The organism is Natrialbaceae archaeon AArc-T1-2 (assembly GCF_030273315.1).
GTDB lineage: Archaea > Halobacteriota > Halobacteria > Halobacteriales > Natrialbaceae > Tc-Br11-E2g1.
Map to the genome: position 1 here is coordinate 1,440,644 of NZ_CP127174.1, position 21,648 is coordinate 1,462,291.

At 65.7% G+C, this 21,648-nt stretch carries 22 protein-coding genes; 7 read left to right on the top strand and 15 right to left on the bottom strand.

What is annotated here, in order from left to right:
* Nucleotides 1–26: 26 nt before the first annotated feature.
* Entirely contained in the window at nucleotides 27–281 is a 255-nt protein-coding gene (locus QQ977_RS07425) for a hypothetical protein (protein ID WP_285928516.1), read from the top strand.
* Between the two features lie 205 nt (nucleotides 282–486).
* Nucleotides 487–1,248, top strand: a complete 762-nt coding sequence (locus QQ977_RS07430) for a YqjF family protein (protein WP_285928517.1) — start codon at nucleotides 487–489, stop codon at nucleotides 1,246–1,248.
* Here QQ977_RS07430 and mutS read toward each other — a convergent pair.
* From mutS to QQ977_RS07455, 5 genes are all read right to left on the bottom strand, one after another.
* On the bottom strand, nucleotides 1,245–3,857 hold the full coding sequence (gene mutS / locus QQ977_RS07435) for a DNA mismatch repair protein MutS (RefSeq protein ID WP_285928518.1): 2,613 nt from the start codon (nucleotides 3,855–3,857) through the stop codon (nucleotides 1,245–1,247). The genes QQ977_RS07430 and mutS overlap by 4 nt on opposite strands.
* Before the next feature lie 112 nt (nucleotides 3,858–3,969).
* On the bottom strand, nucleotides 3,970–4,293 hold the full coding sequence (locus QQ977_RS07440; protein WP_285928519.1) for a tRNA-binding protein: 324 nt from the start codon (nucleotides 4,291–4,293) through the stop codon (nucleotides 3,970–3,972).
* 87 nt (nucleotides 4,294–4,380) lie between these two features.
* Nucleotides 4,381–5,700 (bottom strand): bifunctional hydroxymethylpyrimidine kinase/phosphomethylpyrimidine kinase, encoded by a 1,320-nt coding sequence (gene thiD / locus QQ977_RS07445; RefSeq protein WP_285928520.1) that lies wholly within the window; start codon nucleotides 5,698–5,700, stop codon nucleotides 4,381–4,383.
* A gap of 58 nt (nucleotides 5,701–5,758) precedes the next feature.
* Nucleotides 5,759–6,766, bottom strand: coding sequence for an AIR synthase family protein (locus QQ977_RS07450; RefSeq protein WP_285928521.1), 1,008 nt, complete (start codon nucleotides 6,764–6,766; stop codon nucleotides 5,759–5,761).
* A 3-nt stretch (nucleotides 6,767–6,769) separates the two neighbouring features.
* Nucleotides 6,770–7,852 carry an aminopeptidase gene (locus tag QQ977_RS07455; protein ID WP_285928522.1) on the bottom strand — a complete coding sequence of 361 codons (1,083 nt, stop codon included), beginning with the start codon at nucleotides 7,850–7,852 and terminating at the stop codon, nucleotides 6,770–6,772.
* 94 nt (nucleotides 7,853–7,946) lie between these two features.
* Between QQ977_RS07455 and QQ977_RS07460 the strand changes: the two genes are divergently transcribed.
* Nucleotides 7,947–8,966, top strand: coding sequence for a threonine aldolase family protein (locus QQ977_RS07460; protein WP_285928523.1), 1,020 nt, complete (start codon nucleotides 7,947–7,949; stop codon nucleotides 8,964–8,966).
* Nucleotides 8,967–8,968: 2 nt separating this feature from the next.
* On the opposite strand, the gene QQ977_RS07465 is transcribed toward QQ977_RS07460, so the two are convergent.
* Together QQ977_RS07465 and QQ977_RS07470 are read right to left on the bottom strand one after the other, a co-directional pair.
* Nucleotides 8,969–9,097, bottom strand: coding sequence for a hypothetical protein (locus QQ977_RS07465; RefSeq protein ID WP_285928525.1), 129 nt, complete (start codon nucleotides 9,095–9,097; stop codon nucleotides 8,969–8,971).
* Between the two features lie 302 nt (nucleotides 9,098–9,399).
* Nucleotides 9,400–9,912 carry a metallophosphoesterase gene (locus QQ977_RS07470; protein ID WP_285928528.1) on the bottom strand — a complete coding sequence of 171 codons (513 nt, stop codon included), beginning with the start codon at nucleotides 9,910–9,912 and terminating at the stop codon, nucleotides 9,400–9,402.
* 111 nt (nucleotides 9,913–10,023) lie between these two features.
* On the opposite strand from QQ977_RS07470, the gene QQ977_RS07475 reads away from it, so the two are divergent.
* A complete protein-coding gene (locus tag QQ977_RS07475; RefSeq protein WP_285928530.1) occupies nucleotides 10,024–12,198 on the top strand; it encodes an ATP-dependent DNA helicase in 2,175 nt (724 codons plus the stop codon).
* A 126-nt stretch (nucleotides 12,199–12,324) separates the two neighbouring features.
* Here the strand turns inward: QQ977_RS07475 and QQ977_RS07480 are convergent, their stop codons facing one another.
* The 4 genes from QQ977_RS07480 to QQ977_RS07495 all read right to left on the bottom strand — a co-directional run bounded on the left by QQ977_RS07480 (nucleotide 12,325) and on the right by QQ977_RS07495 (nucleotide 15,519).
* Entirely contained in the window at nucleotides 12,325–13,302 is a 978-nt protein-coding gene (locus tag QQ977_RS07480; RefSeq protein WP_285928531.1) for a polysaccharide deacetylase family protein, read from the bottom strand.
* Nucleotides 13,303–13,771: 469 nt separating this feature from the next.
* Nucleotides 13,772–14,272 carry a 2'-5' RNA ligase family protein gene (locus QQ977_RS07485; RefSeq protein ID WP_285928533.1) on the bottom strand — a complete coding sequence of 167 codons (501 nt, stop codon included), beginning with the start codon at nucleotides 14,270–14,272 and terminating at the stop codon, nucleotides 13,772–13,774.
* An 88-nt stretch (nucleotides 14,273–14,360) separates the two neighbouring features.
* Nucleotides 14,361–15,002, bottom strand: coding sequence for a phosphoserine phosphatase SerB (gene serB / locus QQ977_RS07490; RefSeq protein ID WP_285928535.1), 642 nt, complete (start codon nucleotides 15,000–15,002; stop codon nucleotides 14,361–14,363).
* A 67-nt stretch (nucleotides 15,003–15,069) separates the two neighbouring features.
* On the bottom strand, nucleotides 15,070–15,519 hold the full coding sequence (locus QQ977_RS07495; protein WP_285928537.1) for a universal stress protein: 450 nt from the start codon (nucleotides 15,517–15,519) through the stop codon (nucleotides 15,070–15,072).
* Between the two features lie 178 nt (nucleotides 15,520–15,697).
* Between QQ977_RS07495 and QQ977_RS07500 the strand changes: the two genes are divergently transcribed.
* Entirely contained in the window at nucleotides 15,698–16,597 is a 900-nt protein-coding gene (locus QQ977_RS07500; RefSeq protein WP_285928538.1) for a DMT family transporter, read from the top strand.
* Between the two features lie 53 nt (nucleotides 16,598–16,650).
* On the opposite strand, the gene QQ977_RS07505 is transcribed toward QQ977_RS07500, so the two are convergent.
* Nucleotides 16,651–16,794: a hypothetical protein gene (locus QQ977_RS07505; protein ID WP_285928541.1), complete on the bottom strand. Its 144-nt coding sequence runs from the start codon at nucleotides 16,792–16,794 to the stop codon at nucleotides 16,651–16,653.
* An 80-nt stretch (nucleotides 16,795–16,874) separates the two neighbouring features.
* On the bottom strand, nucleotides 16,875–17,165 hold the full coding sequence (locus QQ977_RS07510) for a DUF7562 family protein (protein WP_285928542.1): 291 nt from the start codon (nucleotides 17,163–17,165) through the stop codon (nucleotides 16,875–16,877).
* Between the two features lie 94 nt (nucleotides 17,166–17,259).
* On the opposite strand from QQ977_RS07510, the gene QQ977_RS07515 reads away from it, so the two are divergent.
* On the top strand, nucleotides 17,260–17,742 hold the full coding sequence (locus tag QQ977_RS07515) for an RNA-binding protein (protein ID WP_285928683.1): 483 nt from the start codon (nucleotides 17,260–17,262) through the stop codon (nucleotides 17,740–17,742).
* Here QQ977_RS07515 and QQ977_RS07520 read toward each other — a convergent pair.
* Together QQ977_RS07520 and QQ977_RS07525 are read right to left on the bottom strand one after the other, a co-directional pair.
* The gene (locus QQ977_RS07520; RefSeq protein ID WP_285928543.1) at nucleotides 17,724–18,917 is read right to left on the bottom strand and encodes an MFS transporter; all 1,194 of its coding nucleotides are present in this window, start codon (nucleotides 18,915–18,917) and stop codon (nucleotides 17,724–17,726) included. The genes QQ977_RS07515 and QQ977_RS07520 overlap by 19 nt on opposite strands.
* Nucleotides 18,918–19,006: 89 nt before the next feature.
* Nucleotides 19,007–19,720 carry a DUF1028 domain-containing protein gene (locus QQ977_RS07525; protein ID WP_285928545.1) on the bottom strand — a complete coding sequence of 238 codons (714 nt, stop codon included), beginning with the start codon at nucleotides 19,718–19,720 and terminating at the stop codon, nucleotides 19,007–19,009.
* A gap of 109 nt (nucleotides 19,721–19,829) precedes the next feature.
* Here QQ977_RS07525 and QQ977_RS07530 point away from each other — a divergent pair, with 109 nt between their 5' ends.
* The gene (locus tag QQ977_RS07530; RefSeq protein ID WP_285928547.1) at nucleotides 19,830–21,626 is read left to right on the top strand and encodes an SLC13 family permease; all 1,797 of its coding nucleotides are present in this window, start codon (nucleotides 19,830–19,832) and stop codon (nucleotides 21,624–21,626) included.
* Nucleotides 21,627–21,648: the final 22 nt, after the last annotated feature.

Below are 21,648 nucleotides of genomic sequence, written 5' to 3' on the forward strand. Positions count from 1 at the left end.
TTTCTGTGACAGTCGTTCCGTCGGCCATGATCGGACGGCTCGGGAAGATCGCTGGCGTGTTCGTCGTCGCCCTCGTCGTTTCCTTCGGTGGGCTCTACGCGACCGGCGTCGTCGGTGTGTCGGACGCCGGCCTTGAGTTCAACGACCGGTCCGTCGCCGAGTGGAACGTCCACGATCTCGAGTTGCTGGACGTCACCGACGACGCGGTGGCGTGGTTCGCGACGCACGTCGACGACGAGAATTGTTGCGCTAACAGCTCGACTGGGGTTCACAGCCTCTGAGACGCGACTCCGTCTTTTATCCTCCCGTTCGTCGTGACGCCGGTATGGGTCGTGGGGATATTATCGAAAACGAATCGAAACCGCCGAAAATCCTGCGTACGGTCGTATCACCGCTCGGAAGACGTCCGGACCGAGAGACGAATCTTCCGGTTACCGTCGCGTGCTGGCTCGTCACGAAACTGCTCGCCCTCGCCAAGCGTCGAGCATGACGGCCGGCCACGACCACGACCGCCAGTCCGCCGACGTCGGACGACGCCCGCAGGCACAGCCCGCGAGCTCCCCGCGAACGCCACACCTGTTCTCGATGACCTGGCGTGACGGATTGTTCGCACACTGGCCCGTCGATCCGGAATCGCTTAGACCGCACGTTCCGGAGCCGCTCGAGCTCGATATCCGCGACGGGAACGCGTGGGTGAGCGTACTCCCGTTCGTGCTCACCCGTGCCGGGATCCGGGCCTCGCCGGCCGTCTCGCGACTCTCGTTTCCGGAACTCAACGTCCGGACCTACGTCCGCTACGCGGGCGACCCGGGGCTGTTTTTCTTCAGCATCGACGTCTCCAACGCGTTCATCGCTCGATTTCTTCAGCGGGCGACGCGGCTGCCGGTGTATCACGCGAAAGGGAACGTCGCCGGCACCGGCGAGGGCGTCGCCTTCTCGAGTTCCAGACTCGGCGACGACCACGCCGTCTTCTCGGCGGCGTATCGACCCGACGGCGAGGTCTACTACGCCGAACCCGGTTCGCTCGAGCGCTGGCTCACCGCGCGTCGTCGGTTCTATGCGCCCGCAAACGGCGGCGTGCTGACCGGTGAGATCGGTCACGCGCCGTGGCCGCTTCGGCCCGTCTCCGTGACGATCGACGAGAATACGATGTTCGCCGCCAACGGCCTGCCGGAGCCGACGGGCGAGCCGGTCTGTCAGTTCTGTGGCTCGCTCGAGATGACGGGGTCGATCGTGCGACGACTCTAGTCGAGCCGTCGTTGCCACTCCTGTACCTTCGCCATCAGCTCGACCGGCGACGTCTCGGCGACGTCGATCGACTCGAGATCCTCGAGGATCGTCTCCGTCTCGGGCTCGAGTTCCTCCCCCGATGCGGCGTCGCCGCCGTCGGTCGTCGCCCGCATCGTGCCACTCGAGAGATCGAAGACAGCCTGGACGGGCTCGCGGTCGCCGCTTCCTTTCGCCTCGATCGCTTTCTCCTCGCGCAGTCGATCCAGGACGTCTCGAGCCCGGTCGACGACGGGACCCGGAACGCCTGCGAGGTCGGCGACGTGAATGCCGTAGGAGCGATCTGTCGGGCCGTCCCGGATCGTTCGCAGGAAGGTGACGTCGCCGCCGCGTTCCTCGGCCGCCACGTGAACGTTCGCCACTCGCGGAAGCGTCTCGGCGAGCCCCGTCAGCTCGTGGTAGTGTGTCGCAAACAGCGTCTTCGCACCGACCTCGTTGTGCAGGTACTCGGTCGCCGCCCACGCGATCGAGATGCCGTCGTAGGTGGCCGTCCCGCGGCCGACCTCGTCTAAGATGACGAGCGACTCGTCGGTCGCCGTGTGGAGAATGTTCGAGAGTTCACTCATCTCGACCATGAACGTCGATCGTCCCTGGGCGAGTTCGTCGAGCGCGCCCACGCGAGTAAAGATGCCGTCGACGAGCCCGATCCGTGCCTCGCGGGCCGGGACGAAACTACCGACCTGGGCGAGCAAAACGATCAGCGCGACCTGGCGCATGTACGTCGACTTGCCGGACATGTTCGGCCCGGTGACGACGAGGAATCGCCGGTCGTCGGTCAGGCGGACGTCGTTGGGGACGAACTCGGTCGTCTGTTCGACGACCGGATGGCGTCCCTGATCGATCGCGACGGCGTCGCCGTCGTGGAGGTCGGGTCGTACCCAGCGGTTCTCGGCGGCGTGAGTCGCCAGGCTCGCGAGGATGTCGACGGTTGCGAGCGTCCGTCCGACGTCCTGTAAGAGCTCGGCGTGGACGGCGACCTCCTCGCGCAACTCCTCGAAGAGTTCGTACTCGAGCTCGCTCCGTCTCTCCTCGAGCCGAAGCAACTCGCGTTCGTTCTGCTCGAGCTCGTCGGTCGTGAACCGTTTCGAGTTCTTCAGCGTCTTGATCTCCTCGTACTCGTCGGGCACGCCGTCGGCTGCTGACTTGCCGACCTGAATGTAGTAGCCGTCGGTCTTGTTGCGGTCGACGGTGACGTGGCTCAGTCCGTGCTGGCGCTTCTCGCGGTCGGCGAGGTTCTCGAACCACCCCGTGACCTCCTCGTGGCGGTCGATCACCTCGTCGAGGTCGTCGTCGTAGCCTCGCTCGAGCAGGCCGCCCTGGGTGACCGTTGACGGCGGCTCCTCGGCGATCGCTTCGGCGAGTGCCTCCCGAAGCGTCGCGGCGGCCTCGCGATCCGGTCGGTCGACGATCGCCGATAGCGGCGAGTCGGCAAGCCCCGGTTCGGCGGTGATCACGTCGGCGAGCTCCGGCAACAACGAGAGCGTGTCCGCCACTGCGAGCAGGTCCCGCGCGTCCGCGCTGCCGTGGGTCGCCTTCGAGGCGAGTCGCTCGAGGTCGTAGGCCTCCCCCAGCGTCTCCCGGAGCTCGTCGCGGGCCAGCGCGGCCTCGGCGAGTGCGCCGACGCTTTCCTGGCGGCGCTCGAGGACGTCGATCGATCGCCGGGGACGACAGAGCCACTCCGAAAGCAGGCGGCCGCCGGCACTGGTGACGGTGTGATCGAGCGTCGCGAACAGCGAGCCCTCGCCCTCGCCTTGCATCGTCTCGGTGAGCTCTAAGTTTCGCTGAGTGGTGCCGTCGAGGGTGACGTGGTCGTCGCTACGGTGGGTTCCGATACGGGTCATCGAGGCGAGTACGCCGGTGCCGGTCTCCTCGACGTACGCGAGTACCGCGCCCGCGGCGGCGACCGCGGACCCGGGGGCGGCGAGCCGGTCGACGGTCTCGCGGCCGAACTGCTCGTAGACGGCGTGGCGCGCCCGTTTCGGCGCGAACGATTCCGTGTCCTGAAGCGTCAGCGCCGCTCCGAGACGATCCCGAACCCGACTCACGAACTCGTCGTCGTTTCTGACGTCGGGACCGGGCAGCACCTCGACGGGATCGAACCGGTACAGTTCCGTCAGCGCCTCCTCGAGGTCCTCGGCGTCGGCGACGAGGAAGCGTCCGGTCGTGACGTCGGCGAACGCGAGCCCGTAGCCGTCGTTCTCGACGACGGCCGCCATGTACTGGGCGTCGGCGTCGCTCGTCTCGATGAGGGTTCCGGGACTCACCACGCGGACGATTTCGCGGGCGTGTCCGGCGTCGGTCTCGTACTGGTCGGCGACGGCGACGCGGTAGCCGCGTTCGACAAGCGCCGTGAGATAGGGGGTGAGATCGTCGACGGGAACGCCGGCCATCGGGTACGACGAGCCGTGCGAGGACTTCTGGGACACCTTCAGGTCGAGTTCCTCGCTGACGAGTTCGGCGTCCTCGCCGAAGAACTCGTAGAAGTCACCACACTGCATCGCCAGCAACCCCGCGTCGGTCTCTTCTTTGAGCGAGAAAAATTCCCCGACGATACCCGTCGCCTCGGTCATATGCGGTTCACTGTCTCTCCACCGCAAAAGTCCTGCGGGTTTCGGTGTGAAAATGATCCATCCGGTCGGTTTCGTCTCGCGTGGTCCGACACGGCGCCCGGCCGAGGCCCGATCAGAACAACAGCCCACCCAGGGGAACCTCCCGATCGGGTTCGACGAGTACGGGGTGGCCGTCTTCGTCGGGCACGCAGACGGTCAACGCCTCCGACTCGAAGCCGGCGATCCGGACGGTACCGAGCGTCGTCGCACAGAGAACCTGACGTCCCGGCAGGGTGTCCGGATCGTGGTTGTAGCCGAGCTGTGCGGCCGACCGAACCTCCTCGTCTCCGAGGTCGATCCACAGCTTGACCATCCGTGGCTTGTTCGTCTCCGGAAACGCCGTCGCCTCACGCACTTCGCCGACGCGGATCTCGTCGTCGAACGGATTCTCGACCATGGCCTCGTGTGGACCCGATCCGGTAAAAACGCTGTGGGGCCCCGCAACGTCGGCTCCGTCCACGAGAGCGAGAGCGAGCTGTCCGTCTCACTCGAGCCGGCTGGCCAACTCGAGCGCCCCGTCGACGAGCGTCCCCGCGTCGGTGGCAAGCAGCGTCGTCGTCGCCACCCGACCGACGTCGTCGCGGTCGACCACGGCGACGGGGGCGTTCTCGAGGCTGTCGGCAGCGCTGCTTCCGACGGGTGCGTCGTCGCCGGCCTCTATCACGGCCCACTCGAGGGCCGAAAGCGTCTCCTCGAGGCTCTCGTCGAACCGGACGCTCGCGGCGAATCGAAGTGCGGGGTCCGTTTCCCGTGCAGCGAGCAAGACGTCGGCGACGCGACTCGAGGCACCGAACCTGACGCCGCCGGGGGCGGCGACGCCGGAGGGGGTCCGGGTGAGTTTCCCCTCGACGGCGGCCGTCTCGGCGGGCGTCTCCGCGTACGGCGTCGCGCCGACGACGTCGGTGCCGACCGCGGGGACGAGCGAGGTGAAGTCGTCGGCCGCGACGAACCGGTCGACGATCGATCGTACCGCCTCGGCGGTCTCCGTCCGCGCTGCATCGTTGCGGAGGGAAACGGCGTGGTTGACCGCGCCCTGACCCCGGCCGACGTCGTAGTGGTAGCGGATCGCTCGCGCGAGGAGGTCCGTCGCGCCCTCGACGGCCGTCTCGAGGTCTTCGCCCCGGGCCAGGCCCGCGACGATCGCCGCCGCGAGCGTACAGCCCGAGCCGTGGGTCGCGTCGGTGTCGACCCGGGGGTGCTCGAGGGTCCGGGTGCCGTCGTCGGTCACGAGCACGTCCCGGACCGTCTCGCCGGGGACGTGGCCGCCTTTCACGAGCGCGGCCTCGGCACCGAGCTCACGGAGGGCCTCGCCGGCCTCGATCGCACTCGCCTCGTCCTCGACGGCGATATCCGTCAGCACCTCGACCTCGTCGGCGTTGGGCGTGACGACCGCCGCCTCGCCGATCAGCGCCTCGTAGGCGCGTTCGGCGTCTGGATCGAGCAGTCGGTCCCCCGAGGTCGCGACCATCACGGGATCGACCACGAGCGGGAACCCGAACTCGAGAGCGCGCTCGGCGACGGTCTCGACGATCTCGGTCGTCGCGAGCATCCCCGTCTTCGCCGCGGCGACGTCGAAGTCGTCGGTGACGGCCTCGAGCTGGGCCCTGACCTCCGCGGACGGGAGCACGTGTGAGGACTCGACGCCCCGGGTGTGCTGGGCCGTGACCGCGGTCACGACGCTCGTGCCGTAGACGCCGCCTGCCGTCATCGTCGCGAGGTCGGCCTGGATGCCGGCCCCGCCGCCGGAGTCGCTGCCCGCGATCGTGAGTCCGACGGGTCGGTCGTCGGGTGCTGGTCGTCGCATACCCGTTGCTATTCGTCTGTTATACAAATCGATGATGGTCGACGACGCCGATCGCCGACTATTCGCCCGCCAGTTCGGCGTACGCCTCCCAGGAAGGGTCGACCTCGGGATGCTCGAGCACCTCGCCGTCGACGACGACGCCCTCGCCGTCCTCGACGCGGCCGATCTCCGCTGCGACGGTGCCCCGATCGGCGAGCGCCGCGAGGACGTCCCCCACGCCGTCGGGGTCGACGGCGACGAGGAGCGAGCCACAGCTCGTGACGTGCCAGGGGTCGATCTCGAGGTGGTCGGTGACCGCCCGGACGCCGGCTTTGACCGGGACGGCCTCGCGGTCGATCTCGAACCGGACCCCCGCGCCGTTTGCCATCTCGTTCAACGCGCCTGCCAGCCCGCCCTCGGTCACGTCGTGCATCGCCGTCACGGGGCCGGCCGCGGCGGCCGTGATGGCGTCCCGGACGGCGTAGACGTCCTCGAGTCGCTCGCGGGCGTCTCCGAGGACGTCTTCGGGCAGGTCCAGCTCGTCGTCGAACAGCGTCGCGAACAGGCCGACGGCCTCGGCGGCGGGGCCGGTCGTCAGCACGAGTCGGTCGCCCGGATGTGCCCCGTCGGGGCGGACGAGCCGGTCGGGATCGCCCACCCCAAGCGCCGTCGCGCCGCCGACCCAGGGGTAGGCCGCGTCCGAGTAGCGGGCCGTGTGGCCGGCGACGATCGCGACGCCCAGCTCCCGGCACTCGGCGGCCATCGTCTCCTGGATCGTCGCGAACGCCCCGTCGTCCATCTCCGGGGGCAGCGTGAAGCTGATCGCGAGGTGGGTCGGCGCGATACCGCTGACCGCGACGTCTGCGAGCACGAGGTCGAGCGCGAACCGCGCGGCGCGCTCGAGGCCGATTTCCGGCAGGATCGAGATCGGGTCGGTCGCGACGACGACGGCCTCGCCGCCGACCTCGAGGACGCCGAAGTCGATCCCGTGGGTGGGTTCCAGCAGGACGTCGTCGCGGTCGGCCCCCAGACTCGAGGCGACGTGGCTGTCGAAGGTCTCCCGATCGATCTTGCCGAGGTCGGTCACGGGTCAGCCCTCGAACCTGAAGGTCCCGTCGCGCTGGACGACCTCGCCGTCGACCTCGATGAACGAGTCCTCGCTCATGTCGACGATCATGTCGACGTGGACCGCCGACTCGTTTTGCTCGTTGTCCTCGCCGACGGTGTCGTCGTAGGCCCGGCCGACCGCCATGTGGACGGTGTCGCCCATCTTCTCGTCGAACAGCATGTTGTACGTGAACTGGTCGATCGCACGGTTCATCCCGATGCCGAGTTCGCCCAGCCGGCGGGCACCCTCGTCGGTCTCGAGCACTTCCGTCAGCACGTCCTCGTTTTTCGCCGCCGAATGCTCGACGACCTCGCCGTCCTCGAACTCGAGGAAGACGTCCGTGATCTCCCTGCCCTGGTGGTACAGCGGCATGTCGAACAGCACCTCGCCCTCGACGCTGTCGGGGACGGGCGCGGTGAAGACCTCGCCGCCGGGGAGGTTGTGCTCGCCGTGGTCGTTGCGCGTGGGGTTGCCATCGACGCTCATCGTGACGTCGGTGGTGTCGCCGCTGACGATCCGGACCTCGTCGGCGGGATCCAAGATCTCGACCATGTTCGCCTGGTGGTCCCGCTGGGCCTCCCAGTCCTTGTTGACCGCGTCCCAGACGAACTCCTCGTAGGCCTCGGTGGACATCTCCGCCAGCTGGGCGTTCGCCGGCGCGGGAAACTGCGTGAGACACCACCGCTTCGAGAGTCGTTCCTCGAGGATGGGGTGGTGGGCCTGCTGGTAGGCTGCGCTGATCTCGGGGTCGACGTCTGCGGTCTGGGTGACGTTGTCGCTCGCCCGGATCGCGATGTAGACGTCCGTCGCCTCGATCAGGGCGAGTTCGTGCTCGGGCGTCTCGAACTCCCCGTCAGACGCCCGGAGGTAGGCTCGCTGCTGGCGCTTGCCCGTGCGCTGGGTCATCGTGATCGGATTCGCACCCCGTTCGCCGATCACCTCGTGCAGGGCAACGACCAGATCCTCGGCGACGGGGTGGGCGTCGACGACGACGTCGTCTCCCTCCTCGAGGTCGACGGAGTGGTCGGCGATGATCTCGGCGTGTTCGCGAATGCGTGGATCCATGCGAGGGATGTACCGTCAGCGGCCGCATACCGCTTTCGGCTTGTTCGCTCTCGCGAGCGCCGCCTATTTCTTCGCTCGTACAGTATCAGGTGGCATGATCGATCTGCGTTCGGATACGGTCACGACGCCCGACGAGGAGATGCGCGAGGCCGCCGCCACTGCCGAGGTCGGAGACGACGTCTACGGCGAGGATCCGACGGTAACCGACCTCGAGGCCCAGGCTGCTGACCGACTGGGCATGGAGGCAGCGCTGTTCGTCCCGACGGGAACGATGGGAAATCAGATCGCCGCTTCCGTCCACACCGATCCCGGCCAGGAGGTGATCACCGATCGGGAGAGTCACGTCGTGAAGTACGAACTCGGCGGGCTGGCGACACACTCGGGTCTCCAGGTGCGAATGGTCGACGCCGATCCCCGCGGCGTCCCCGCTCCCGAGACCGTCGACGGGGCGTACGTCGAAGAGGGACCACACCGTCCCGGCACCGGACTCCTGTGTCTCGAGAACACCCACAACGCCCGGGGCGGGCTCGCGATCGAGCCCGAAGCGATCGACGCGGCAGCCGAGACGGCCCACGAGCGGGACGTGCCGGTCCACGTAGACGGCGCGCGGCTGTTCAACGCCGCGGTCGCACTCGACGTTCCCGTCACCGAATTCACCGAGCCGGCCGACTCGGTGATGTGCTGTCTCTCGAAGGGCCTCGGCGCGCCCGTCGGCTCGATACTCGCCGGCAGCGAGGCGTTTATCGAGCGGGCCCGACGCACACGCAAACTGTTCGGCGGCGGGATGCGCCAGGTGGGCGTGATCGCCGGCCCCGGCCTGCGCGCACTCGAGAACGTCTCCGACCTCGCGACCGATCACGTCACCGCCCGCGTCCTCGCCGAGGGACTCGACGCCATCGACGGGCTCTCGGTGACGGAGCCGGAGACGAACATCGTCCTCGCCGACGTCTCCGGAACGGGACTGGAGACAGGGGTCGTCCTCGAACGCCTGCGCGCGCACGATGTAGCAGCCACCCGGTTCGGGGAGACGACGCTTCGATTCTGCACTCACCGCGACGTCGACCGCGAGGACGTCGAGACGGCCGTCGACCGCGTCGGTTCGGCACTCGGTTGATACTATCGACCCATCCCTTCGCGGAACTCGAGGACGGTCCGGCGAAGCAACAGGTACGTAAAGAAGATCAGGGCGAGCAAGATCGCGACGATCGCGATGATGACGGGATCGTCGGGGAGGAAGCCGAGCATAGCGGCCGTACACGGTCGTCGATCAAAACCGTTTCGACGACCGACGGGTTCTGCCGACGCCTCGACTCGAATCGACCAGACTCTCGGTACGGACGATCCGAGTGGGTAGCTAAAACCCGTATTTTAGCTTTCGGTGACTACTTTTCAATTCGATACGTATTCGTGGATGCGCCGCGGACTTCGGCCCTCCACCGCTGACGCGGCCGCCACGACACCCTCTGACGCCCAATCCCCTCCTCGGTCCGAGCCATGCGCTGCCTTCCGTCTCAGACCGACGCCATCCACCTGCTGGCGCAATTCTCTCACGCCGATTCGTACTCGAACGATTCGAGCACCGTCCCGTCCGGCTCGCGGAGCCGTCCCTCGAGCGCGTCGTTTTCCGCCTCGAGGGTCGCGAACCCGGGTCGGTTGCCACGCGGTTGAGCGTGACTGCCGGGGTTGAGCACCACGACGTCGCCCGCGTCACGGACCGCGGGTCGGTGGGTGTGGCCGGTGACGACGACGTCGGCTCGGCGCGAGCGGCCGAACATCGCCAGCCCGGTCTCGCCGCCGTCGTGGCGGTGCCTGACGGCGATCCGGATCCCCTCGGCCGCGACGACGCGTTCGGTCGGCAGCCGATCACGAACCGCCGGCTCGTCGGCGTTGCCGTGGACCGCAAACAGGGTCGGACACGTCGCCTGGAACGCCTCGAGGACGCGTTCGGTCGTGAAATCGCCGGCGTGGACGACGACGTCGGCCTCGCGAGCCGCCTCGAGTGCGGCCCCCTCGAGGCCGTGGTCGTCGGTGCCGTGGGTGTCCGAGAAGATCGCGATCATGGCAGACGGTCGGGGCTCGCCGGTGACGACCCTTTCGTCTCGCGGTCGTGCCCCCCGCGGCCCCACAACCGAGACGAACGCTTTTATCGCCGGCCCGACCTATCACCTGTTGTGTCCGGGACTGGCGGCTACATGCGGTTTTTCCCCTACGACCAGCCCTACGAGAACCAGCGCGAGGCGATGGACCGCATCTACAACACCCTCGCCCGCGGCCAGAACGTGCTGTTCGAGGGGGCCTGCGGGACGGGCAAGACGCTCTCGTCGCTCGCGCCCGCCCTGGAAGTCGCCCGCGAACAGGAGAAGACGGTCATCATCACCACCGACGTCCACCAGCAGATGCGCCAGTTCGTCGCGGAAGCGAGCGCGATCACCCGCGAGGAGTCGATCCGGGCGGTCGTCTTCAAGGGGAAGGGATCGATGTGTCACATCGACGTCGGCTACGAGGAGTGCCAGACCCTGCGGGACAACACCCGCTCGCTCGTCGACGCCGAACGCGACCGCGAGCAACTCGAGGCCCGCCAGCGTGACCTGCTCGCCGAGAGCCAGGCCGGCGACGAGGGAGCCACCGAGGCCCGCAGCGCCGTGATGGACGAACTCGAGAACCTCGAGGAGCAAATCGAGGACCTTGAGGACGCGACCGTCTGTGACCACTACCGGAACAACCTCCGGGAGAACACCGACGACTTCTTCGAGTGGCTGTTCGAGGACGTCCGCACGCCCGCGGCGATCTACGAGTACGCCGACGACCGCGAGCTCTGTGGCTACGAACTCTTAAAGGAGGGCCTCGAGGGCGTCGATCTCGTCGTCTGTAACTACCACCACCTGCTCGATCCCACCATCCGCGAGCAGTTCTTCCGGTGGCTCGGTCGCGACCCCGGAGACGTCATCGCCGTCTTCGACGAGGCCCACAACCTCGAGGACGCCGCCCGCGAACACGCCACCCGGACCTGCTCGGAGCGGACGTTCGAGTCGGCACTCGAGGAACTCGACGACAGCGACGACCCACGGGCCGACGACGCGGCGAACGTTCTCGAGGCGTTTCGAGACGCCGTAGTCGAGACCTACGAAGAGTCGATGGCGTTCGGACAGCGAGAACGGATCGACGAAGAGTGGGAAGACGTTCCAATCGCCAACGAGGACCGTCGGGACGACCTCACGCTCGCCTTTCTGCAGCGGTACTCGGGCCAGGGGATCGACGACGATCTCGAGGCCGCGGTCGCGCTCGGACAGCGCCTCGACGAGGAGTACGAGGAGGCCTACCGCAACGGCGAGACGACGACCCGCACCGAGTGCCAGACCCTCCAGGCCGCGGCGTTCGTCCGCGCGTGGATGGACGAGAGCGCGAGCCAGGGGCTGTACCCGGTCGTCTCCGTGCGCCGGGACGCCGGCACCGACGAGGTCTACGGCCGGGCGGAGCTTTTCACCTGCCTGCCGCGACAGGTGACCGGCCGGCTGTTCGCGGAGGTCGCCGCCACGGTGTTGATGAGCGCCACCCTCCAGCCCTTCGAGGTGACCGAGGACGTCCTTGGACTCGAAGAACCGGTGACGATGGCCTACGGTCTGCAGTTTCCCCCGGAGCACCGCCGCACCTACGCCGTCGAGACGCCGGCACTGTTCGCGAGCGAGCGGGACGATCCCGAGGTCCAGGCCGCAGTCGGCGAGACGATCCGTGACGCCGTTCGCTTCACGCCCGGGAACACGCTCGTTTTCTTCCCCAACTACGCCGAGGCGTCCCGGTACGCGAGTCGCCTCGAGGCTGCCGACCTCTCGACGACGGTCTATCTCGACGAGCCCGGCGTCGCGGCCGAAGAGCTCCGTTCGTCGTTCGTCGCGGACGACGATTCCGTCCTGTTGACCTCGCTGTGGGGCACCCTCGCGGAGGGGGTCAGCTTCGACGGCGAGGACGCTCGCACGGTGCTCGTCGTCGGCGTTCCCTACCCCCACCTCGACGACCGGGCCGAGGCGGTCCAGGAGGCCTACGACGCGACCTTCGAGGGGACCGACACCGGCTGGCGCTACGCCGTCGAGATCCCGACCGTCCGCAAGACCAGACAGGCGCTCGGTCGTGTGATCCGTTCGCCCGAGGACGTCGGCGTCCGGGCCCTGCTCGATCGACGCTACTCTCGACGGGCGAAGTCCGACCTGGGCAGATACAGCGTCAACGGTACCTTCCCACACGAGGACCGCGAGGAGTTGATCGACATCGAGCCCGAGAAACTCAAGTTCGCGATGCTCAACTTCTACGGCGATCACGACGCCTACGACGGCGATCCGCCGATGCCGTGAGTCCGTGAGTCGACCTCGACGTACGCGATCTCGAGCGTCGGAAGGCGACGGAAATCCCCGCGTAGCCGACACCTCATGAACAGCAGGGTGAGCCAGAACTAGATTATCCTTCGCCAGCGCGGTAGGTTAGTTAATTCTTGTCATCGCCTCGCTCAATGTGGTGATCTCGAGATCTCGGGCGAGAACGGATTCAATTGTAAATCGCGTTCGCTCTTCTGTCATCGTCTCGTACTGCGAATGTGCCCCGAAGATTGCGAGGACATCGTTCTCGACCGCTTTATCGAGAAATACCTCGATATCCTCTTCAGACGCCGCGTCCTCTTCGATATACATTCGCCGCATTGTCGTTGGATCCAGTCCTTCAATCTCGTTCAGGCCACCGCCCCAGCGATGGTTCACAACCGCGTCGTAATGATCTCGGACTATCTCTTCAGCCACTCCATCATATCGGCCGTAAGGATACACGAACCCCGACACGTCAAACCCCCATTCCGCTAGCTGAGTATCCGTCTTCTCTAACACTTCCTGAATCTTCCACTCCGGATATTTGGTGTATCCTGTGTCAGAAATATATGTACTTACCGAATTTGTCAACTCAATGAATTCTCCAGTGTCATTCGATCCCCGACCAGCGACCTCCGTAGCTATTCGATTCTCCTCGTCGAAAATAACCAACGGATCCTCATCGAACCGCCCGTGTCTGTTCCGGTCTACGTAGACTCGTTCATCTCCCGGTTCGAGTGATTGGTCAAGTCGAATCTTCCCGAGCGCTCGGTGTTTGTACGTGTGAGATAGCACATCCCAACCAGCGTCAACCATCTCCTCCAGTTGGTCGGGTGTCAAGTAGGAGTCGGAGCTTCCCATCTGACCGGGATTGACTGCTGCGTTTCCAGGAACCTCGTACTCTTGATGGATCGAGAATGTCTGCGTGTAATCCTCAATCGGTGAATCATCGTAGGTAAACACGACCATTCCGTTGCTGTCTTCCGACTCTTCTGTCTCTTTCGGCTTTTCTGATTCCGTCCCTTCCTCTGACTTGTTGTCGTTATCACTCCTGTTTGTCTGTGACCTTTCATTCTCCTCATCACGATCCGGACTGCTCATGCACGCACTGAGGGGAATTAGTCCGCCTGCACCAGCGATTACTTTCCGTCGTGTGCGAGACCCCATCATTGGTCAATCCTTGCACTCACCGTTGGATAATCTTCCGCTGTCCCTGTAGCATGATTATAGTCGTTTGAATTGTGGAGGGTCGACATGCCAACGAACTGTTTAAAGGTAGACAGTATAACTGTGTTGGACTATTCACCCATTAGAGAGATTCGTTTAACACCTTGGAGATATAATAATTCACAGGCCCCGTAAACCTCGAGAAAGATGACAATCCTCGTTGTCGCAGCAACCTTTAATTAGATGATTGAAGTATATGTTGGTTAAATATAATGAGTGTGAGAAACCGATTGGGGGAGAAAGGGTGTACGAAGCAACCGATGAGAATGACGGAGGTCTTGGTGTATCTCATCCGGAGTGTGCGCTCTAATTCTTATGTCTTTTGGGTTAATATAATTCACTACTATGCCGGCAGCGAAACCCGGCTCACCGGCAGTTTGTACGTTCCGTCCCAGAACTCGAGTTCGCTTACCGTCCAGTCGATCGGCTCGATCTCGCGGTCGGCGACCTCTCGGGCGACCTCGAGGTTGCCGCCGCGAGCGAGCGTCACGTGGGGGACGTAATCGCCAGCCTCGAGTCCGTCGACCGCACCGAAGGTGTCGACGAGGTCGTCGTGGATCGACTCGAGACCGGGGCTCTCGACGGCCAGGTAGACGACCGGCGCGTCGCCAAGCGGCGGCTCGGCGAAGTAGTCGATGCCGGTCACCCGGGCCTCGACGGCGGGAGCACCCTCGAGGGCGCGGTGAGCCCGGTGCTGGAGCTGGGTGACGTGGTCGGCGTCGCCGAGTCGCTTGAGCAACAGCGAGTGGTCCTCGCGGACGGCGTCGAACCGCGACAGCGACGGATAGAGATCGGCTGCGAGTTCGCGTACGCGGCCGGGGACCGGGACGTTGACGCTGTACACTGAAGCGATACTAGGGCCGGTTCGGGTATGAGTTTGATGGTTGCCTGCGGCCGACGAGGCGACTCCTGCGGGTCGACCCCGAGGCGGGCTACGCTTCGAGGACGCCGTTTTCGAGTAACACGTCGTGAAGCTCGTCCATCGTCTCGACGACGACCTCACAGCTCGGCTCGACGGCCGGTTTTGGGTCGAACCCGATCGCGAGACCGGCGACCTCGAGCATCGGCAGATCGTTCGCGCCGTCGCCGACGGCGATCGTCTCGTCCATCTCGACGCCCCGGTCGGCGGCCAGCTCCTCGAGGGCGTCGTCTTTCGTTCCCTCGATCAGCGGTCCCTCGGCCTCGCCGGTGAGTTCGCCGTCGACGATCGGCAGGCGGTTCGAGAGGATGTGATCGACCGACACGCCGTTTCGTTCGAGTGCCGACGCGACGCCGCGTTCGAAGCCGCCGGTGAGGATGGCGGTCGTGATCCCGTCGTCGTTGAGCGTCTCGATGAGGTCGGCTGCCCCCTCCCGGAGCTCGACGTTGTCGTAGGCGGCCTGAGCTTTCGCTTCTGGCAGTCCCTCGAGCAGGGCCGCCCGCTCGCGAACGCTCTCGGCGTAGCCGATCTCGTCGTTCATTGCCCGTGACGTGATCTCTGCCATGTCGTCGGCGACGTCGATGCGTTCGCCAAGCAGTACGGTCATTTCGGAGTCCGATAGCGTCCCGTCGAAGTCGAAGGCGACGAGTGTCATCGCCTCGCTCTTGCGACCGACGGGATAAACCAGTTCATGTTTCGATTCCGGTCGCAATTCCGATGTGTTACTCCTCGACCGGTGTCTTGACGATCGTCACCGGGCGAGACGCCAGCCGAGCGACCCGTTCGGTGACGCTGCCGAGCAGGCGGCGGTACTCGCCGGGTCGTTCCTTCGAGCCCATCACCAGCAAGTCGATGTCTTCTTCGTCGGCGTACTCGAGGATCTGCTCGTGGGGCGACCCGTGTCGAATCTCCACCTCCGGCTCGAGGCCCGCTTCGCGGGCCTTGTCGGCGATCTCTTCGAGCGCTTCCTCGCCTTCCTGCTCGAGGGCCGACTCCAGTCCTTCGAACTCGTGGACGTATTCGTCGCCGGTGTAGGAGCCGTAGACGTCGCTGTCGACGACGTACAGCAGGTACAGGTCGGCGTCGTGGCTCTCGGCGACGGTGATCGCGTGTTCGATCGCCAGCTCGGTCCCCGCCTGGGCGTCCGTCGGAAGCAGTATGCGGTCGTACATCACGTAGCAGTACACGGCGGGTCGAGATAAGAGTCGGTGTCCTGTTTTTCCCTTCCGCTTCCCTTCGAGGTGCCGGTCGGCCGCCCGGATCCGCGGTGATCGCCGACATCGCAACGTTGACCCGTCGGCCGTCCCCACTGTCATCGATGGCAGAGACGTCGGACCCGGTGGTCCCACGATGACCGGCGCGACGCTCGAGGTCGTTGCGCTCGCGCTCGTGCCCGCGATCTTCTGGGGACTCGCGCCGATTTTCGACAAGCGCGGGATGGCTGCCGGCGGCGACGCCGTCCAGGCGTCGCTGGTCGTCGTCACCGTCGAGTTGCTGTTGTACTGGGCCGCCATTGCCGTCGTCTACGGCCGGAGCGCGTTCGCGGGGCTCACTCTCGAGGTCGTGCTCGTGTTCGTCTTCGCGGGCGTCATTGGAACGGCGTTCGGCCGGATCACGATCTTCGTCGGCGTCGACAGGGTCGGAGCGAGTCTCAACAGCGCCATCTTGAGCACGCGGCCCCTGTTCGCGACGCTGATCGCACTCGCCGTCCTCGGGGAACCGCTCGGTCCGCTCACCGCGGCCGGCATCGTGATCCTCGTCGTCGGACTCACCTTGCTCGCCCTCTCGAAAGGCGGCGACCTCGAGGGCTGGACCCTGTTCGACCTCGTGTGGCCGATCGCCGCCGCGGCCACGTTTGCCGTCGCCAACGTCGCCCGCCGATACGGCATGCTTGAGGCCCCGATCACTGCTCTCGAGGCCGTCGCGATAAACGAGACTGCGGGACTGATAGCGCTCGTCGCCTACGTCCTCGCGCGTGACCGGGACGTCGACGTCCTCGCGATGCCCCGAGAGACGTACGTCTACTTTACGGGCAGTGGTTTGTTGACGACCGTCGCGATGGTATCGCTGATGGCCGCACTCGGCCTCGAGGCGGGCCGAATCGCGATCGTCGATCCGCTGGTCGCGACCGCGCCGCTTTTTACTATCGTCTTTGCCGCCGTGTTGTTGCGTGATCTCGAGCGCGTGACCAGCGGCGTCGTCGTCGGGGCGGCGCTGATCGTCGTCGGAGCCGTGTTGATCACGATCTGACCGTCCCTCTCTCGGAGGCGAGTCGGTCGGAGCCGTAGACGACCGTCCGTTACTCAGACCACGGCCGTCACCCAGTTCGCGGTGACGAACTTGTAGCGACACCCCTCACAGAGGACGACCTCGACGACCTCGTTCGTATCGAGGTAGACGTGATACCGCTGGATCGGGACGTCGTCCCCACAGTTGGCACAGGTCATGGCTGTGTCTGTCGGTACCGATACACACACTACGGCGGCAGCTGTAATAGATGCACCGCCGTCGTCGCGATACCCGACGGCTACTGTTCCTCGAGTCGATCGTACCGCTGTTCGACGAGGGCGACGTACCACTCGAGAAACGCCTCCTGGCTTCGGTCGCCGGTTCCGATCTCGACGAGCAACGCCTCGAGTTCGTCGCGGTCGTACCGACACAGCTCGCGGTCACAGTCCTTACAGAGGTGTTCGAACGTCTTGCCCTCGCGGTCCCAGCGGTCGCCGTACTTGTCGTACTCGCGTGCCTCCTCGCGCCGAACTGACGTGCCACAGGCGATACACGTCACCGTCGGTGGTTCCGTCCGGCGGGGCCACATACGTCGTCTGTCATCGCGTGCCCACTTAGCGATTACCACACACCGAAGTTCACAGAACGGTCATTTTATGCAGACACCGGCCGTCGTCGAGACTATGCAGGTCAAGTCCAGACACCACCTTCGAAGTGACGCCGTCGCGGCGCTCGAGGACGGCCTCGAGGAGAAACTCGGCGTCGACCTCGAGGGGGAGGCCTACGAGCGCGTCGAGTTCGAGGACGCCGACTTAGAGGAGGTCGTCCTGGTCGACGGCGAGCCGCAGGTGGCGTACTTCGACGGCGAGGCGTTTCTGACTGTCCGGGGGGCAAACGACTACGAGATCGATCAACGGGTCGTCGTGGTCGACGCCGGTGCCGTCTCGTTCGTCAGCGGCGGCGCGGACGTGATGCGACCGGGTATCACGGCGGTCAGAGGCGACGTCTCCGACGGCAATCTCGTGGTGATCGCCGAAGAATCCCACGGCAAGGTGCTGGCGATCGGTCGCGCCCGCGTCGACGGCGAGGAGATGCTCGGCGACGAGGGCAAAGTCGTCGACTCCATCCACCACGTCGGCGACGACCTCTACGAGTTCGCCGGCTGAGGCGTTCGGGCTCGCTCGAGTGCGATCACGGAGCCGAGTCCTGCCAGCGCACCGGCGGCCAGCGTCGGCCACGCCAGCGCGTAGCCGCCGACGTCGAGCGCCAGTCCGAAGACGACCGGCGAAACGACCGTCGTCGAGAACCCGACGAACGACTGCACGGAGAGGGCGGTCCCGACCGCCTCGTCGTCGACGACCTCCGTGACGAGCGTCGAGGTTGGGGCGCTGTCGACGCTTAGTAACGCTCCGTACGCGAGCAGGAAGCCGACCAGCGCCCACGGCGGCAGCCAGCCGAGTACGCCGAGAACGGCGCTGCAGATGGCGCTACTGCCCAGCCCGAGCGCGATCGTTCGCGTCCGACCGACCCGGTCCGAGAGGTAGCCGCCACTGACGTTTCCGACGCCGCTCATGGCCGTGACGACCCCGACCACTAGACCGGCGGCCGTCGCCGACAGCCCACCCTCCGCGGCGAACGCAGGCGTCACGAGCAGGAAGGCGAGCAGCCAGTTTCTGACGCCGAACAGCTCCCAGTTGTGCCAGGAGTAGATGCTCACGGCCGAGAGGTAGGCACGATTGCGCAGGATCGAACTGTCCCAGCCGCCGCCTCGAGCCGTTCGACCGGGACTGTCCGTCGCGAGTCCGAGCATCAGGGGTGGAACGGCAAGTGCCCCGACGCTCGTCGCGGCGATCGCGGTCCGCCACCCGATCGCGTCCGCGACGGCCGTCGCGGCGAGAAACGAGAGGCCGCTGCCGACGGAGAACGTCCCGACGTAGATCCCCATCGCCCGACCGCGAACTGACGCCGGGTACCAGTCGCTGACAAAACGCATCCCGGGAACGTAGACGCCGGCCATGAACAGCCCCGACAGAAACCGCAGCAGCGACGCCGACGGGAATCCGGTCGCGAGCAGAGCAAAGAGCAGGCTAAACCCGCCCGTTCCGGCCGCGCCGATGCTTACCACCCACCGCGGCGAGTACCGATCCGCCAGCCACCCGGCGGGAACGATCGCGACGAGATAGCCCGCCTGGAAGACGCCGAAGACGACCCCCGCCCGCGTCCCCGACAGCCCCCACTCGTCGACGATCAGGGGCAACACTGCAGAGTAGTTGAACCAGACCAGAATCGAGCAAAACAGGGCGAGACAGGAAACGGCGAGCGCACGCGTTCGCGATCTCACGACCCCCCGTTCACAGGGATGATAGTTAACTCTGCTCGCTCGAGGCTCACCTCGTGGCTGGCACCCACCGCTTGCGTCTTCGACGCCGGTTATCCGTCGCTGCTCTCCTCGAGGTCGTCGTCGGCGAAGGCGTCTTCGTATCGGGCCATCGTGTCGGCGTAGCTCCGGGCAGCGAGTTCGTAGGTCTCGTACAGGTCGGCGATCGGCTCCTCGCTCGCGTCGATCCGCAGGTCGTTGACGAACGGCTCGAGGACGTGCGATTCGGTCGTCTGGACGAGGATGGCGGCGCTTTGAACCGGCAACTCGGTGCGTTTGTCCCCGCCTGCCTCGTGGCCGGCCGCTAGCGTGTCGATCAGTCGCTTCGCGAGCGGTTCGCTCTCGTCGCCGGCCTCGTAGGCGTCGGCAGCCGCATCGAGAACGGACGGACCCGTGAGGAGGTTGCCTGCGACCGTGTAGCTCTCGCTCTCACGGTGGCCGTACCACTCCCCGCACGCCTCGCCGGAGAAGGCGAACGCGCCGTCGGCGTCGACGCCGTGGAGCTGGCGCTGGGGGGCGGCGTCGTCGGTAGTCAGCAGTGCTTCGAGGGCGTCTTCGATCGCGAGTCCCTCGTCGACGTACCGGATGCCACGCCGGCCGAGGTCGACGTTGACGAGACTCTGGGTCGCAACCGCGCCGTGCTCGCTGGCGAACGGACAGAGCGTGCCGACGCCGGCCAGTCTGGTCGTGACCGCGACGCCGAACCGACGCTGTGTCGTTTCCGTCTCGTCCGTGTACTCTTCCCGAACGCAGATGCTGAATGTCACGGTAACGTGACATAGGTCCGACCACCCAAAAAGACGACCGTCAGTCGAGCACAGCTCGTGTGTTCGCCATCGACACCACTTAACTGGCGTGCGTAAGATCATCAATCGGATGTCGAACCTGGATAGCCACGTGCTCTGGTCGTATCTGTGGCGTCTCAACGCACAGACGAAGGCGTATCTTCAGCTCGATGGCAGCCGGATCGCCCAGGATCTAGACGGCGTGAGCGACGAGGCGCTCGCGAAAACTGCACGTTCGGACGGCGGGTACGACGAACCGACTGACGCGGGGGGGCCGGGCGGTGGGGACGACTCGCCGTTTGACGTCGGTGACGGTTACGGACGCCGACAAAAGAGCGGGTTCGTGCTCGGACCCGTTCTCTTTGCCCTGATCTCTCTCTCGCCGACGCCTGCAGGACTCGAGCCGGAAGCACAGGCCGTCGCGGCCGTCACAGCATGGGTCGCCGTCTGGTGGATGTCCGAAGCGATCCCGATCCCGGCGACCTCGCTGCTTCCGATCGTTCTCTTTCCGCTGACCGGCGCGCTGCCGGTCGCGGAGACGACACCGTCGTACGCCCATCCGCTGATCTTCCTGTTCATGGGTGGCTTTTTCCTCGCGATGGCCATGCAGCGATGGGGTCTCCACAAGCGGATCGCCCTGCGGACGATCAAACTCGTCGGTACCCGGCCCTCGCAGCTCATCCTCGGGTTCATGCTCGCGACGGCGTTTCTCTCGATGTGGGTCTCGAACAGCGCGACCGTCATGATGATGGTCCCGATCGCGCTCGGAGTCATCTACCAGACCGGCGACCTGATCGACGACGCCGGCCTCGAGATCGACACAAGCGAAGGCGAGTTCTCCTTCGGCGTCGCGTTGATGCTCTGTATCGCCTACGGGGCGTCGGTCGGCGGCGTCGCGACGCTCATCGGCACGCCACCGAACATCCTCTTTGCCAGCCAGGCCGAGACGCTGTTCGATCAGCGCATCACGTTCGGCGAGTGGATGGTCTACGGCGTCCCCATCGCCGTCCTCGGGCTCGGAATCGTCTACGTCTACGTCACCCGTATCGCGCTCTCGCCGGAGTTCGACCAGCTCCCGGTCGGCGTCGATACCATCGACCGCGAACTCGAGCGGCTGGGTGTGATGGGTCGTCAGGAACGACTGGTGCTCGTCGTCTTCGTCGGGATGGCGCTTTCGTGGATCGGAGCGAGTCTGGTCGATCAGGTCGGGCTCCTCTCCGTCCCCGACGACGCGGACACGATCGTCGCCATCGGCGGTGCGATGGTGCTTTTCTTGCTCCCAACCGAGACCGACGACGGAGAGTTCACGTTCCTGCTCGACTGGACGAACGCGAAAGACATCCCCTGGGGCGTCATCCTGTTGTTCGGTGGCGGACTGGCGATCGCTGAGGGCTTCAGCGAGACCGGACTCGCAGTCTGGATCGGCGACGGACTCACCGCACTCGAGGGCGTCTCGCTGCTCGTGATCCTCTTCGTGGTCGTCGTCATGACCGTCTTCCTCACCGAAGTCACCTCGAACACGGCGACGACGGCGATGCTCATGCCGATCCTTGCCAGTGTCGCGGTCGGCATCAAGGTACACCCCTACGGGCTGATGATCGCCGGTGCGACCGCTGCCTCTTTCGCATTCATGCTTCCGGTCGCGACGCCGCCGAACGCGATCGTTTTCGGCAGCGGCTACATCACCATCCCGAAGATGGCGAAAGTCGGTGTCGGACTCAACGTGATCGGCATCCTCCTGATCACCGCGCTCGCGTTGCTGTGGCTCCCGATCGCCTGGGGAATCGACGTGACGACGGTCCCTGCCGAGTTCCTCGAGGCGGCTGGGAGTGACCAACACGGCGTGGCGGCCGACCCGTTGACTCTCCTGACACTCCGTCTGACGTAAGAACTATACTGCCAGCGCGGGT